Raw genomic sequence first — 13,877 nt, 5'->3', positions numbered from 1 at the left:
GGCGGCGGACGGGGCGGTGCCGATCGGGCACCGTCGCCCATCCGCGTGCCGGTCGGGGCCCGGCCGGTCGGGCCGGCCCCCTCGGCGCCGGAGTTCGGAGTCCGCGCGGGGTGGGCAGCGGACGCTCCTTGCGTGCAGGGCGTGTTGTGCCCTCACGCAGCCACGGGCACGGGGCCGCCCGACCGCGCCTTGAGGTGTCCCCGGAGGGTGAAGCCCTCGGTGGACGCCTCCCAGCGGCTGAGCGGGATGCCGGCGGTGAGGAGGCGGCGGGCCGCCATGTGGTCGGCGGGCCGGTTGACGGACTCGACCGCGACCAGCTCGTCCTCGCGGAACAGCAGCACCGAGAAGGCTCCGGGGCCGGTGGCCAGGACCAGTTCGGTGTCGTGCTGGTGGCCGAGGCCGGCGATCTGCAGGGTCGTCGAGAACTGGGTGCTCCAGAACCAGGGGAGGTCGTCGTAGCTCCTTTCCGCGCCGGTGAGCCGGTCGGCGACGAGGCGGGCGTGGTCGACGGCGTTCTGCACCGACTCGATGCGCAGGTCCGTGGCCGACCGGGGGTGGGGGAACACCGCGCAGTCGCCGATGGCCGAGATGTGCGGATCGCTGGTGAGCAGGCGGGAGTCGGTGACGATGCCCGCCGCGACCCGGAGTCCGGCCGCCTCGGCCAGTTCGGTGCAGGGGGTGACTCCGGCACCGACCAGGACGAGGTCCGCGGGCAGCCGGCGGCCGTCGGTCAGCTCGACCGCGCCCACCCGTCCGTCGCCGTTGTCGTGGAAGGCGAGGACGCCCTGCCCGACGAGCAGTCGGTTGCCGGCTTCCTCGTGGAGGCGGGTGAAGTGCGCGGCGGCCGGCGCCGACGCGACCCGGGCCAGCGGGCGTCCGAGCGCTTCCACGACGGTCACCCGGTGTCCCAGTTCCCGGGCCGCCGCCGCGAATTCGAGGCCGATGAACCCGGCGCCGACGACGACCACGTCCGCGGCCCCGGCGAGGTCCTTCCTGAGCGTGTCCGCGTCGGCGAGGGTGCGCAGGGTCCGTACGCCGCGCAGGTCGGATCCGGGCACCGGCAGGACCCTGGGCCGGGCCCCGGTCGCCAGGACGAGGTGGTCGTACGCGTGGACGGCACCGTCGCCGAGGCGGACGGTCCGCGCGGCCCGGTCGACGGCGACGACGGTTCCGGTGACCCGCTCGACCGACTGGCGCTCGTAGAAGGTCTCCGGCCGCAGCCACAGCTGGGTCTCGTCCACGTCTCCCTTCAAGTACGCCTTGGACAGCGGCGGGCGCTCGTACGGCAGGACGCCTTCGTCACCGATGAGGGTGATGCGGCCCTGGTAGCCGCTCTCGCGCAGGGAAGCGGTGGTCTGGTGGCCGGCCTGCCCTGCGCCGATGACGACGACGTGGCCTGGCTCTTCGGGCCGGCTCATCGGTACTGCCGCTCGGGGAGGCGGACGGTCAGGCCGTCGAGGGCCTCGGTGACCGTCAGCTGGCAGCTCAGGCGGCTGTTCGGTTCGCGGGAGCAGGCGGTGAAGTCCAGCATCTCGTCCTCCTCCATCTCCACCTCCTCCAGCTTGTCGAGGCTGTCGGGCTCGACGTAGACGTGGCAGCTGGCGCACTGGGCGTAGCCGCCGCACTGGCCGACTATGCCGTCGACGTCGTTGTTCACGGCGCCGCGCATGACGGTGGTCCCCAGGGGGAGGTCGAGCGTCTGCTCGGAGGTCCGGTCCGCGGCGATGTAGGTGATCTGGGGCATGGGGTACTCCTCGGGGACGGTGGTGACGTCGGCTCACTTGAACTTCAGGGGCGGTCCGGTGGTGGTTCTGCTCCCTCGTTCCGGGAACGACGTTAGGAGCGGGCCCTATCGACCGGTTACCGGACAGGTATCGCCCGAGCTGCCGTCCCGGCGGACCACCGCCGAGGTCAGACCGCCAGTCCCGTGGTGATCACCAGGGGTGGTTCGGCCCGCTCCGCCGACCAGGTGCGGCTGCGTACGAGCTCCGCGTCGGCGAGGGCGAGTGCCTCGTCCACGGTCGGGCGGTGCTGTACGACGTCCCGGAACCCGGCGCGCTCCAGCAGGGCCGGGAAGAGGCCGACGGGCCACGCGTGGTTGGGCATCTCCTGCCAGCTTCCGTCCGTGCGCCGAAGGCGTACGGTCAGTGGCTCGCCCGCCGCGTACGCCCCGCCGGGGTCTCCGATCCGCAGCGAGGCGTACTCCGTGCCGCTACAGGCGGGATCGGTGGCCAGCAGCACGAGCGGGGCGCCGGGGCGCAGCAGCCGGCGGATCTCACGGAACACGCCGAGGACCGCCTCCTCGGTCGGCAGCGATGCGAGCACGTGGTTGCACATCACCGCGTCCGCGCAGCCGTCGGGCAGGCATGCGGCCCGGCCGTCCGCGACCAGGTGGTACTCCGCCACCGCCGTCCCCGAGCTGCGGGCCAGCGCCAGCATCTCGGGGGAGGTGTCGACTCCCAGGACGCGCACGCCCAGGAACCGGGCCGCGTGGTCGGCCACCTTTCCCGGCCCGCATCCGTAGTCCACCAGGACCTCGCCGCCGCCGATCCGGCGGGCCAGGGCCCGGAAGACGAACGGATACCCGAGCAGCCAGTCGGTGGCCGCCTCCACTGCCGCGAACGCCTGCGCCCCGGCGCGGCCGGACCAGGCCGCGCCTTCTCCGCCGCCGGCCTGCCCGGGTCCCTCCGACCGCTCGCTCACAGCCCCACTATCGGCGCACCGGAGCCGTGCCGGGCGGTTACGACACGGCCTCTGCGGGGCCGCTGCTCAGGAGTGGCCCCCGCCGTGGCCCTGCGAGGACGACGACGGGACGGGTGCGGGCGGGGGTGAGGCCGAGCCGTGGGCGGTGCCGGACTCGAGTGTTCCGCCGAGGCGGTCGCGGAGGCTCGGCAGTGCGGACTCCGGGTGGGCGGTGACCACCCAGCGCTCCCCGACCAGGTAGGTGCCGCCGTACTCCCGGGCTTCCGTCAGCCATGCCTGCCGGCCCTCGGGCCGCGCGAAGGTGAGCATGCGGTACGAGGCGCCCTGCCCGGTCGCGCACTCCCCCTGGCGCAGCTCTTCCGCGTCCACGCTGACCGCGGGCGTACAGCCGATGGCTTCGGCGATCTCCTGCAGCGGGCCGGGGCGGGCAGCGGGGGCCGGGCCGACGGGGCCTGCGGGGCTTGCGGGGCCGGTCCCCGAGCAGGCTCCGTACAGCAGGGTTGCGGAGAGGGCGCCGGCCGCCACCGCCGCTGCCCGCCGGGTCCGGGCGGGCAGCTTGTCACCCACCGGCCGCGGCCTTCTTCCCGGTGTCGGTGACGGCGAACCAGAGGTTCTGCTTTCCGTGTCCGTTCGTGTCGCCGGGCTGCTTGTCTCCGGTGAACCGGTAGACCGGCCAGCAGTCGATGGTCAGCTGCTCCGAGCCGTCGGGCCGCCGCACCGTGCCGACGAGTTTCCCGGCGATTCCCGACACCTTTGCACGGTCGACCGGTCCGGCAGGTTTCCACGTGTTCAGGCAGGCGCCGAGGCAGCCGAATTTCATCGGCCAGGCACTGTCCTTGTCGAATCGGTAGAGCGTCATTCCCGCTCCGTCCGTGATGATGTTTCCGAGCTCCGCGTCGCGGCTGGCCCGGAGTTCCGCGCCGCCCTTCTCCTCCCCCTTCTCCTCCTCCGTTTCCTCCTCCGTCTCTTCCTCCTTCTCCTCCTCCTTCTCTTCCTCCTTCTCTTCCTCCTGGCGGTCGGCGGCCTTCTTTCCATCGGGGCCGAATGCGTGCCAGGTGTTGCCGACTCCCTCGCCGAGGGTGTCGCCTGCCTTCGCGTCCTTGGCGTAGCGGTACACGGGCCACCCCGCGAGGGTCAGCTGACGCGTGCCGTCGGAGCGGACCACCTCGCCGAGGAGGCCGGTGTCGATGCCCTCGGAGGCCGAGGCGTCCGTGGCCGGGACGGGCGGCCAAGCCCGGGCGCAGTCCCCGTCGCAGGACGATGCGGGGGGTTCGGCCGTGTCGTTGTCGAAGCGGTAGAGCGTGAAGCCCTTGCTGTCGGTGACCACGGTGCCGAGGTCGGGAACGTCCCGGACCGCCAGCCGGCCGGCCGGTCCGTCCTTCGCCGCGGCGTCACCGTCCGCCGCATGGTCCTCCTGCCCACCCGCCGAACCGCTGCCGCTGCCGCTGCCGCCGTAGGCTTTGTCCGCTCCGTAGCCGGGCGCAAGGCTCTGTCCGCTGCCCGCCGGCTTCACGACATTTCCAGCGGGGGACGAATTGTCGTCGCCGATTCCGCATCCCGCGGCCAGCAGCAGCACCGCGACCGCCGATCCGGCTGATATTGCGCACATCTTCTTCTTCACGTTCACTCCTTCGGGCTTGTTCCGGCCGTTCGCTTGTCCGAGGAAATTGATACGGGATTGCGGACCGAATACGTTCGCCTCCACGGGAATTTGTCGGATCGCGCCAAGAATGAACTCGGAGCGGCGGCGGGCCGTGCGCCGCCCCTCATTCCTGGATGCGCAGGGCGAGCGCGGGGCAGCGCCGCACCGCGCGCAGCGCCTTCGGCCGAAGCCGTCCCGGCACCGGCATGGACGCGTCCGCCGGGTAGCCGTCCACGCCCAGGCGTACGACATCGGGCAGGATCTCCACGCACAGCCCGTGCCCCTTGCACAGCGTCCAGTCCACGACGAGCCGCTCCGGGCTCTCGTCCTCCGGCAGCGGCAGTGCACCGAGAACCCGCCGGCCGCAGCCGCGGCCCAGGGCGTGCACGGCGAACTCCTCCGGGAACACGGCGAGCGCGGACGCGATGAAGTGCGCGGTGCCGTCGGGGTGGGCGCAGGCACCGCGTCCCTTGACCGCTCGGGTACGGGCCTCCACGGCGTCGAGGGCGGTCCGGCCCCCGCCGGCGACGGCCTCCTCCAGTACGGCGGCCAGCGCCGGCAGCCCCCGTACGCAGGGCCCGCACTGGCCGGCCGACTCCTCCGCCATCCAGCGGGCCACCCGGGCCACCTCGCCGGCCGGGCAGGTGTCCTCCGGCAGCGGCAGGACCGCCCCGGCGCCCAGCACGGCGTCGAAGGAGGCCAGGGACTGCCGCGAGACCAGCGCGGAGCGCGCCGCCTCCGGGCCGAGCCACCGGCCGTGGTAGCCGCCGACCAGGACGCCCTGACCGGGATCGGTGCCGCACACGTCCAGGACGTACGGGAGGGAGGACCCGGTCGGCGTCTCGACGACGGTGGTTCCGGCGACCGTGAGCAGCACTGTGCCGGGCTCGGCGGGCAGGCCTGCCGAGCGGTAGTCCAGGGCGCCGAGCCGGGCGGCGACGGCGAGTTGGGCGAAGGTCTCGGTGTTGGACAGCAGGGTGGGCTGGCCGGCCAGCCCACGGTCGCTGGTGCGCACCTTCTGTCCGGACGGGAGGGCCGGGCCGCCGTTGAGGGCGCCCACCAGGGCGGTGCCCTCTCCGGTGACGAAGCGTTCGGGCAGCCGGTCCACCCGCACCCGGCTGCCGCCCGGGCCGCGTTCGGCGACTGCGGCGCGCACCGACTGCTCCACGTCCGCGCGGGTGACGCCGACCACCACCTCTTCGGCGCACAGGGCGGCCGCCGCCAGCAGGGCTCCGTCGAGGACCAGGTGCGGGACGTGCAGCAGCAGCGCCGTGTCCTTCAGGCAGCCCGGCTCGCCCTCGCTGCCGTTGACCACCACCGCAGTCCGGCCGTCCCGGGCGGTTGCCGCACGGGCGACCGCCCGCAGCTTGCGGGCGAACGGGAACCCGGCTCCCCCGCGCCCCCTGAGGTCGATGTTCTCGGCGAGGCCGAGGAGTTCGTCCGGACGGTACCGGGGCAGCGAGCCGTGCCGTGTCAGATGGGCGACGCGGTCCAGCCGTGCCGCCGTGTCGAGTCCCGCGAGCAAGCGTGGCGGACCCACGGAGCCGAGGGCCGGCCGCGGCCCGGAGGTCACGGCCACCGCCGGGGGGCGGTGGTGCGGTCCGCGGGTACGGAGGCGGGACTCGGTATGTACGCGGCGATGTACGGCGATTGGCCGGGCGCCCGGCCGGGCACGGGAGGCGGCGCCGCCGGGTGCTCGACAACCGTCGGGGGACCGACCGTCGGGGGACCGACCGTCGGGAGACCGGCCGGCGGGGGACCGATCGTCGGGGGACCGGCCTCCGGGGAGCCCGCCGGCGCGGGACGGACGGGCGCCGCGGGCGGGGCTGCCGGCGGGCGGACGGCGCTGCCGCGCAGCCTGGACCGCAGGCGCAAGGAGAGGAGGACGGCCACGGCCAGCAGGCACAGCGCATAGGCGGCGGTCACCCAACCGTCCGCCGCGCGACCGGACTTGAGGCCGTGGACCAGGGACGCGCACCACGCCGGATAGGCCCCCATGTGCAGGGCCCGCCACCACAGGGAGCGGCTCCGGGTGGTGGCGAAGGCGCTGCGTGCCGCCCCGGAGACGGCCACGCTCACGAACAGGTAGCCGGCCAGGGTGCCCAGCCCGATGAGCAGCGGCCGGTCCCGGTCGGCGAAGGGTACGACCACGGCCGCGGCGGGCGTACGGTTCTCGGCCACCTTGACCCAGACGTGCAGGGCGAGGAAGCCCAGTCCCGCCACGGCGAGGCCGCGGTGCACCCCTTGGGCCAGGAGCCGGTGGCCCGACCCGAGGACCAGGCGGTCGGTGGCCATCAGACCCCACAGGACGGTGGCGGTGAGGGAGACGAGCGAGAGCACGCCCGCCCCGAAGTCGAGGAAGTCCCACATCCGGGTGAGAGCTCCGGCCCGGCCCGCCACGGCCAGGGTGAGGGCGAGCCCGGCGCCGGCCGCCGCATAGAGGGGTGTGGGACGTACGTTTCCGGCGGCGGGCAACAGAGGCGGCCGGCGTGCGGCCCGCCGTCCGGCCGCGAGCGGTGCGGCTCCGGCGTGGCGTCTCCTGCGGCGGGCCCGATGAGAGCGGGGTGCGTGCATCTGGGACAGGGGCATCGAGTTCTCCCGTGCACCTGGGTACCGAGGCTCCACCTCGTGCTCGGCACCCGGGGGTTGTGGTCGGAACTGCTCGGCGGCGCTCTGACACACACGCGGCAGGGCCGGTCGGTCGGCACTCCGGTGGCAGGGGCCCGGCTGGCGGCGAGGGGTCTCCTCCGCGGCGTGGGCAGGGCCGGATTGGCAGAAGCATCGTGGAGCTTCCCAACGTCTCCAGAGGATTTATCGAAATGTGACAAGTTCTGGTGCCCGCATCGCCACCCCATCGTGTAACCGCGGAAGATTCCCCTCCAGTGGTGCGGTTGAGGCGCCGAACGCCTCATGCGCCGCCTACGCCTTACCCCGGCACGAACGAGGTAACGATGTGCGAACTTCTGAACCGCATCTGGTCCCGCCCCCGCGGCGAGTGGACCCGCGTCCTGCGGAGGGAACTCCCTTCGCTGGCCGCTGAGATAGTGGAGGAGCTTCTGCATGGCACCCCCGGATCCTCCGTACTCGTCGAGGACGTCGACGACGAACTGCTCAGACAGGCCGTGGAGGAGGCCCTGCTCAGTGCTCTGGGCTACCGGAGCCCGGAGCACCGCCGCCCTGCCGGCATCGGCCCCGGCATCGCCCCCGGCATCGGCCACCGCCGCCCTGACGCCATCGACCACGGCCGGCCCGACCGCATCGACCACGGCCGGCTCGACGCCGACCACGTGGTGCACAGCAGCCCCGCCGGCCACGACGACCACCGCGAGGGCGAGTGCGGGTCCGAGAGCGAGGCCCGCGGGCACCACGAGGCGCCTCCCGACCGGGCCCGCCAGGACCTCTTCAACGCGCTCACCGCCGACCGGAGTCCGGCCGACGGGGCCGTGGCCGAACTGGCCCGGCAGGCCGCCTGGCCGCTGCCGGAGGCGGTTCGCGCGATCGCCCTGACCAGCCCCGGGGAGAGCCGGCAGCTGGCCGGCATGCTCGACGACGGGCTCGCCGGCATGGCCGGAGGCCAGCCGTGCCTGCTGGTGCCCAGTCCCGACGGCGACACCCGCACTCCGCTCGAACTCGCCCTGCGCGGCCGCCTGGCCGCCGTGGGCCACACCGTCCCCCTCCGCGACACCGCCTCTTCGCTTCGCTGGGCCCTGCGCCTGCTCGCGCTGACCCCGCCCCGTACCGGCCCGGACACCCGGGCGGTCTTCGTCGACGACCACCTCTCGACCCTGCTGCTCCTCCAGGACGAGCCGCTGGCGCACGCGCTGGCGGCCCGCCGGCTGCGGCCGCTGGCCGACCTGACACCACGCCAGAGCGAGCGCCTGGAAGTCACGCTCCTCGCCTGGCTGGAGGGCGGCGGCGCTCCTGAGGCCGCGAAGGCGCTGAGTGTGCATCCGCAGACCGTGCGGTACCGCATGCGGCAGTTGGAGAAGCTCTTCGGGCCCGACCTGCGGGATCCCGGCACCCGTTTCGAACTGGAGATGGCCCTGCGCAGCCGCCGGCTGATGGCCCAGGTGCGGCGCCAGCCCTCCCGCGCCGGACGGCGGGGACGGCCCCCGCTCTCCGCGGACTTCCGGCCGCTGGGCATCGGACGGATCGCCCGCGTCAACGGACTCTGACCAGCGTCGCAGGCCCCGGTCTCCCCCCGCGCCGACGAGGGGGAAGACCGGGACCTGCGACGCGGTCCCGAAACGAATCCCGGGCCTAGCTGCAGGAGCGCCCGCTGTTGATGCAGCGCACCGCCTTGGCCATCAGGCCGTCCGACATCACGTTGATGAAGTCACCGTGGTCGGTCACGGGTTTGTGCAGCTGTTCGGGGAAGCTGTCGACGGCGAACCGCGCGCCCGCGGGAACGCTGTACACGATGCGCTGCACGAGCTGCGGCAGGGCGGTGAACCCGTTCTGGCAGCGGCCGTTGCGGTCCGCGAAGGCCACATGGGTGCGGTGGTTGGCGCTGTCGGTGTTCCGTCCGTCCCAGCAGCTCTGGAAGGTGAAGGTGCGCACCACGTCACTGCCGCGCGGGCAGAGCGGGTACTTGTCCTTGAGCTGCCGGTTCTCGAACCCGGTGCAGCTCCAAGAGGCGTTGGCGTTGGCCGTGCCGTTGGTGAACGCCTTGGCATCGCCCGTGATGATCCGCAGGAAGCGCGGCATGGCCTGCACCTTGCCGGCCGGGCTGCCCTTGAACTCGATGGTCACCTGTTTCGGCCGGAGGATGGTGCCGATGTTGCCGTCCTGGCCGCCGCCGGGCGCCTGGGCGTCCCGTTCCGCGCGGCCGTCGCGCAGGCGCAGCACCGGCCAGTAGTAGGTGGACCGGTCGCCGTTGGTGCAGGTGGTACCGGCGGCGGCCAGGCTGTCGTTGGTGGAGAAGGCGTCCGTGGAGAGGTTGCCCACGTAGTCGTGCATGTGGTGGGCGCCGTTGCTGATCCCGGGAGCCACGATCACGTTGTCGGGGTTGAAGTGGCCGTTCTCGTTGCGGCCGCACCGGGTGGTGAAGGAGCCGGTGGAGGCGCCGGCCGCGGGGGCGGGCTTGCGTACGTTCGGCCGTACGGAGGTGATGGGGGTGAAGTCGCCGCGCGACGGGCCGCTGCCCTGGCGCAGCGACCCGCCGCCCTTCAGGGCGGCCGCATCCGGCTGGTCCACCGGCGCATCGGCCGGGGTCTCCTTCATCTCGCAGGCGCGCAGTGCTTCCAGGCCCGCGGGCGGCTCGGCCCCGGCGCCCGCCCGTCCGATGGCTCCGGACAGCTCGGCGATGGCCGCGCCCCGCTGCTGTTCGAGCTCGCCGAGGAGCGCGCCTTCCTCGGCCGTGCCGTCCGCCAGTTTCCGGTAGACGTCGGCCACTTGGACGTCGAGTTGCGCGAGCTTCTCGTCGACCTGCGGTTTGGCCTGGGCGGGGACGTCGCGCAGCCGGTCGCCCACGTCGGGGCAGTCGATGGTGGCCGTCACGAGGTCCGTACGGTCGCCGTCCGCCCGCCCGGAGATGCCGGCGGAGGCCGACTCCGCGATGATCGCGACTCCGCCGGCGCCCACGATCAGGGCGGACAGGAGGGCGAGGGAACTGCGGGACAACCGGCGGCGTTTGTGGCCCTGTCGACTCATGCGATCACTTCACTTCACTTCATCGATCGGACTTCGGACTTGGGATTTCGGGCATCGGAGGGGAGCGGGCGCCCGGCGGACCGCGGCGGCGCCGGCGACGGGGAGGTGTCGTTCAGCGCCTCGAAATCGACCAGCCCGCTGTCCTCGAGGACGGAGATGTGGTCCAGGACGGTGGCGTTGGCGTCGGTGGCCAGGGTGCGCACCATGGTGTTGCGGGTCTGCGCCCGGACCTGGGCCACCAGGGCGAACACCTTGCCGTGCGCCCGGCGCAGCAGCTGGATGAACAGCCTTTCGTAGTCGTCGCCCTGAGCCTGGGTCAGCTGGGCCAGCCAGCCCTGCTGCTGTTCGCTCGGCTGGTTGGGCAGGTCCAGGCCCAGGGCCTGGCCGACCTCGATGACCCGCCGGTCGAGTTCGGTGTGCCCTTCGACGAGGTGGTCCCCGGCGGTGCGCACCGTGGCACGGCTTCCGCGCTGCTGGGCCTGGCGTCCGGCCGGCAGCTCCCACAGCCCGGCCAGCCGCACCTTGCGGACGAAATCCCGGTCCTGGGCGGTCAGCGGCCCGAACGGGGTGCTCATGGTGCCCGCACCGTCGTCGTCGGCCGCGGGGGCGGCGGCCGCGGACGTCTTGCCGCCGAAGGCCTCCACCGGAATCAGCAGTGCCAGCAGGGTGAAGGCCAGCGCACCGATGACGGCGGCGCTCGCGGTCGCGTATCTCGCGCCGGCCGAAAGACCGACGCCGGACCGCCGACGCAATGACAGCACAGTGCCCTCCTTGCTCCGTGGGCCGGGAGGGGTGCACCCTGCGGGGAGTGCCCCGCTGCGGTGCGGGGTGGGGTGCACCCCCGTTTCCCGGGATGCCAAGGGACGCTAGTGCCGTTGCGGGGCGTACGCCGGAGGGCGATCACCATCGGATAAAAATCCGGGCAAGCCCCGGTACGGCTGATACATTCCGGCGCCGCGACGCCCGCATGCCGCGGGAACCCCTGGGCAGCCGCACACCATGGGAGCACCGTTCACAGGCACCACGGGCAGGAGGCGGGCAGGCCGATGAAGACTCCGTCGCCGGTCAGCGCAAAGACCAGGGAAACGGGCCACGGGGCCATGGCCGCGACAGCCCGTTGCGGGCTGGCCACCCGCGGTGTGCTCTACCTGCTCGTCGGCCTGCTCGCGCTGCGCATCGCGTTCGGCGACACCGGGGAGCAGGCCGACCGCCAGGGGGCGCTCGCCGATCTGTCCCAGCACCCGCTGGGTGCCGCCCTCGTGTGGGCCATCGGCATCGGCCTGGTCGCCATGGCCCTGTGGCGGCTCTCGGAAGCCGTCTTCGGTGCCGCCGGCCCGGACGGGCGCAAGACGACGAAACGCCTGGCCGCAGCCGGCCGGGCCGTCTTCTACGCGGTGGTGGCCGTCTCCGTCCTCTCCTTCGCGGCCGGGTCCGGCGGTGGCCGTTCCAGTGACGAGCAGTCGCGCGACCTCTCCGCCCGGGCCATGGAGCTGCCCGCCGGCCGATGGCTGGTGGGGCTGGCCGGTCTGGTGATCGCCGTCGCCGGTGTGGTGATCGCGGTGGGCGCGGCCCGGCGCACGTACCGCAAGCACATGGACATGTCCTCGGCGGATCCGTGGCTCCGCCGGGCGGTGGACGTGCTCGGGGTCGGCGGCGGGGTCGCGCGGGGCGCGGTGTTCACTGCGGCGGGCGTGTTCCTCGGGTGGGCCGCGGTGACCTACGACCCGGCCCGGGCCAAGGGGATCGACGATACGCTGCGCTCCTTCGCGGCCACGCCGGCCGGCCCGTGGCTGCTGGTCGCCGTCGCCGTGGGGTTGACGCTCTTCGGCCTGTTCTCCTGGGCGCAGGCCGTGTGGCGCCGCGTGTGACACCGGTCAGTGCCCGGCAGCCGCCTTGACCACTGCCACCGCCGTGCCGATGGCCGCGTCGATGCCCCCGGCCAGCAGTGCGAACACGGCTCCCCCGCCCATCCGGAGACCCCCGTAACAGCCCCACAGGAACAGGGTGGCGACGTTCACCCCGGCGGCCGTGACCAGCGCCGTGTCCAAACCCATCGCGCCCAGAGCCGAGATGCCGATCAGGATGAGCGGGCCCACCGCGGACAGCAGCAGGGGGCTGCTGACGTAGAGCATGGTGCGCAGTTCCCGGCCGGATGCCAGGGCACCGTGTGTCACGCGGTGGGCCTGCTGATCGGCGACCAGTGCGGCCAGCCACAGGCCCACCGAGGCTGTCACGACGGTCGCCACCGCACCGCCGACGTCCACATGACTGCTGCCCGCGAGCCCGATGACGACGGAGATCATCGTGATCGTCGCGTAGAGCCGCTCCTTGAGCTGGGCCGCGGCCGTCTTCGGATCCACGGTCATGGGCCGGCCGCTCCGACCGCCTGCGCCGCGGCAGGGCCCATGGCCGCCCGCACGGCCTCGGCCATCCGGTCGGCGTGCCGGCCGCTGACGGAGATACGGGTGTACGGCGAGGGCGGGCGCAGCTCGACGAAGACCACCCTCGCGTGCCGGTGGCGGATGGCGACGAAGTCCCGGCCGCCGGCGTGCCGCCAGATCCCCAGGCACAGGCTGCCGGGCACCATCGTGCCCGACACCCGTGCGCCGCGCAGGGGGCGCCACCAGGCCGTGGTGACGGCGACCTGGGTCACCGTGGCCAGGGGAACGCGGACCTCCCGCCGCCGGGCTGCCGCTCTCTCCCACCACGCCAGCCGGACCACGAGGGCGTCACCGTCCACCCGCAGCTGCGCCATGTCGCTCCCCTGGCAGGGCGGTTCAGGTGTGGAGGCGGCTGTTCGCCCCGTCGTGCCCGTCGGCGCTGTCGTCGTCGAACCAGTAGTCGCCGGCCGCCAGGTAGCGGAAGGAGTGGGTGCTCTTGCCGGGCAGGGCGATCGTGACCGCACGGGTGCCGTCGCCGCGGGGCGCCAGGGTGTGCGTGCCGGGCTGCCAGTCGTTGAAGTCACCCACCACACTGACCGCCCCGGGCGGGGTGTCGGCGGGCAGGACGAAGGTGATCTCCGTGCGACCCTTGCGCGGTTTGCGTTCCAGCATGGGTGGGCTCCTGACGGGTGGTAGGCGGATGTGATGGCGCCCATCCTCGACGCGGGGCGGTCGGCCCGCATTCCGGCGCAGCGTCCCGGTAGGCAACGTCACCCGTGCGCCACGTCCGGTAATCAAGATGGTGCGGTTTGTCATGGTTGGTGGGAGCGTGGGTCGGCAGGAAGACGTACCCCACGCACAAGGGAGTCGCCGTCATGGGCGGTATGCAGGACAAGCGCCAAGAGCCGGGCAAGGGCCGCGAAGAGCAGGAGCGCCGTCGCTCCGGTCAGCCGCCGAACCAGGACCCGGCGCACCCCAAGCCCACCCCGCCGGCCCGCGGGAAGAGCCCCGAGGAGATCAAGCGGCGCCAGGGAGACCGGATGCGCGACGAAGAGGACCTGCGCGACGAGGAACTCTGACACCGGGGCGCCCGTTCGCCCGCACAGCCCAGAGCCCGGCCGGGGCCCAGTCACCCTCCGGCCGGGCTCTGCCCTTGCCCGCTGCCGGAGCCGGGGACCGGCGGTGCGTCCTCCGGGCCCGGCCCGGCGTCGTCGTCGGGGTGCAGGCCGAGCATGTCGAGGAGGAGCGCCAGCTCCGCCGCACCGTCGGCACGGGCGGCGACGCTGCGGCGGGCCGCCCGGCGCTCGGCCGGGCGGGCGGGGGTCGACGCGGCCAGAGCGTCCATCGCGTACGGATCGTTCATGCACCGATCCGACCACTCCCGCGCCTCCGCGGCAGCCGCAGGCTGCTCCACTCGGGTGAATGGGCGGAACCAGGAGGGAGAAGTCGAGTTGATCAGAGCGCCCATGCAGGGGCAGCTCTCGTGCAACTGAAGAGGA

Annotated in this window: 16 protein-coding genes; 3 read left to right on the top strand and 13 right to left on the bottom strand. The window is 73.4% G+C overall.

Annotation, left to right across the window (positions count from 1 at the left end; genetic code table 11):
- Nucleotides 1-152: 152 nt before the first annotated feature.
- From AB0447_RS17930 to AB0447_RS17900, 7 genes are all read right to left on the bottom strand, one after another.
- The gene (locus AB0447_RS17930) at nt 153-1,418 is read right to left on the bottom strand and encodes an FAD-dependent oxidoreductase (RefSeq protein WP_366477637.1); all 1,266 of its coding nucleotides are present in this window, start codon (nt 1,416-1,418) and stop codon (nt 153-155) included.
- Nucleotides 1,415-1,744: a 2Fe-2S iron-sulfur cluster-binding protein gene (locus tag AB0447_RS17925; RefSeq protein WP_366477636.1), complete on the bottom strand. Its 330-nt coding sequence runs from the start codon at nt 1,742-1,744 to the stop codon at nt 1,415-1,417. Before AB0447_RS17925 ends, AB0447_RS17930 begins: the two co-directional genes overlap by 4 nt.
- Nucleotides 1,745-1,911: 167 nt before the next feature.
- Nucleotides 1,912-2,703 carry a class I SAM-dependent methyltransferase gene (locus AB0447_RS17920; protein ID WP_366477635.1) on the bottom strand — a complete coding sequence of 264 codons (792 nt, stop codon included), beginning with the start codon at nt 2,701-2,703 and terminating at the stop codon, nt 1,912-1,914.
- A 66-nt stretch (nt 2,704-2,769) separates the two neighbouring features.
- Nucleotides 2,770-3,270 carry a hypothetical protein gene (locus AB0447_RS17915; RefSeq protein WP_366477634.1) on the bottom strand — a complete coding sequence of 167 codons (501 nt, stop codon included), beginning with the start codon at nt 3,268-3,270 and terminating at the stop codon, nt 2,770-2,772.
- Nucleotides 3,263-4,324, bottom strand: a complete 1,062-nt coding sequence (locus AB0447_RS17910) for an SCO0930 family lipoprotein (RefSeq protein WP_366477633.1) — start codon at nt 4,322-4,324, stop codon at nt 3,263-3,265. The genes AB0447_RS17915 and AB0447_RS17910 overlap by 8 nt, the downstream gene beginning before the upstream one ends.
- A 145-nt stretch (nt 4,325-4,469) precedes the next feature.
- On the bottom strand, nt 4,470-5,870 hold the full coding sequence (locus AB0447_RS17905) for an NADH-ubiquinone oxidoreductase-F iron-sulfur binding region domain-containing protein (protein WP_366477632.1): 1,401 nt from the start codon (nt 5,868-5,870) through the stop codon (nt 4,470-4,472).
- Between the two features lie 44 nt (nt 5,871-5,914).
- A complete protein-coding gene (locus AB0447_RS17900) occupies nt 5,915-6,934 on the bottom strand; it encodes a hypothetical protein (RefSeq protein WP_366477631.1) in 1,020 nt (339 codons plus the stop codon).
- Nucleotides 6,935-7,296: 362 nt separating this feature from the next.
- Here AB0447_RS17900 and AB0447_RS17895 point away from each other — a divergent pair, with 362 nt between their 5' ends.
- Nucleotides 7,297-8,520, top strand: a complete 1,224-nt coding sequence (locus tag AB0447_RS17895) for a helix-turn-helix domain-containing protein (RefSeq protein WP_366477630.1) — start codon at nt 7,297-7,299, stop codon at nt 8,518-8,520.
- A gap of 85 nt (nt 8,521-8,605) precedes the next feature.
- On the opposite strand, the gene AB0447_RS17890 is transcribed toward AB0447_RS17895, so the two are convergent.
- Nucleotides 8,606-9,997 carry a DUF1996 domain-containing protein gene (locus AB0447_RS17890; RefSeq protein WP_366477629.1) on the bottom strand — a complete coding sequence of 464 codons (1,392 nt, stop codon included), beginning with the start codon at nt 9,995-9,997 and terminating at the stop codon, nt 8,606-8,608.
- A gap of 14 nt (nt 9,998-10,011) precedes the next feature.
- Nucleotides 10,012-10,758: a DUF4142 domain-containing protein gene (locus AB0447_RS17885; RefSeq protein WP_366477628.1), complete on the bottom strand. Its 747-nt coding sequence runs from the start codon at nt 10,756-10,758 to the stop codon at nt 10,012-10,014.
- 339 nt (nt 10,759-11,097) lie between these two features.
- Between AB0447_RS17885 and AB0447_RS17880 the strand changes: the two genes are divergently transcribed.
- Nucleotides 11,098-11,865, top strand: coding sequence for a DUF1206 domain-containing protein (locus AB0447_RS17880; RefSeq protein ID WP_366477739.1), 768 nt, complete (start codon nt 11,098-11,100; stop codon nt 11,863-11,865).
- 6 nt (nt 11,866-11,871) lie between these two features.
- On the opposite strand, the gene AB0447_RS17875 is transcribed toward AB0447_RS17880, so the two are convergent.
- The 3 genes from AB0447_RS17875 to AB0447_RS17865 are packed head-to-tail and all read right to left on the bottom strand — an operon-like array spanning nt 11,872 to nt 13,050.
- Nucleotides 11,872-12,363 (bottom strand): hypothetical protein, encoded by a 492-nt coding sequence (locus tag AB0447_RS17875; protein ID WP_366477627.1) that lies wholly within the window; start codon nt 12,361-12,363, stop codon nt 11,872-11,874.
- Nucleotides 12,360-12,752 carry a hypothetical protein gene (locus tag AB0447_RS17870; RefSeq protein ID WP_366477626.1) on the bottom strand — a complete coding sequence of 131 codons (393 nt, stop codon included), beginning with the start codon at nt 12,750-12,752 and terminating at the stop codon, nt 12,360-12,362. Before AB0447_RS17870 ends, AB0447_RS17875 begins: the two co-directional genes overlap by 4 nt.
- Before the next feature lie 22 nt (nt 12,753-12,774).
- Nucleotides 12,775-13,050 (bottom strand): isoamylase early set domain-containing protein, encoded by a 276-nt coding sequence (locus tag AB0447_RS17865; protein ID WP_366477625.1) that lies wholly within the window; start codon nt 13,048-13,050, stop codon nt 12,775-12,777.
- Nucleotides 13,051-13,253: 203 nt separating this feature from the next.
- Here AB0447_RS17865 and AB0447_RS17860 point away from each other — a divergent pair, with 203 nt between their 5' ends.
- Nucleotides 13,254-13,457: a hypothetical protein gene (locus tag AB0447_RS17860; RefSeq protein WP_366477624.1), complete on the top strand. Its 204-nt coding sequence runs from the start codon at nt 13,254-13,256 to the stop codon at nt 13,455-13,457.
- Between the two features lie 50 nt (nt 13,458-13,507).
- Here the strand turns inward: AB0447_RS17860 and AB0447_RS17855 are convergent, their stop codons facing one another.
- Nucleotides 13,508-13,741 (bottom strand): hypothetical protein, encoded by a 234-nt coding sequence (locus AB0447_RS17855; RefSeq protein WP_366477623.1) that lies wholly within the window; start codon nt 13,739-13,741, stop codon nt 13,508-13,510.
- Between the last annotated feature and the right edge of the window lie 136 nt (nt 13,742-13,877).

Source organism: Streptomyces sp. NPDC051211 (assembly GCF_040689505.1).
Classification (GTDB): domain Bacteria; phylum Actinomycetota; class Actinomycetes; order Streptomycetales; family Streptomycetaceae; genus Streptomyces.
This window is presented reverse-complemented; position numbering and strand designations above follow the sequence as displayed.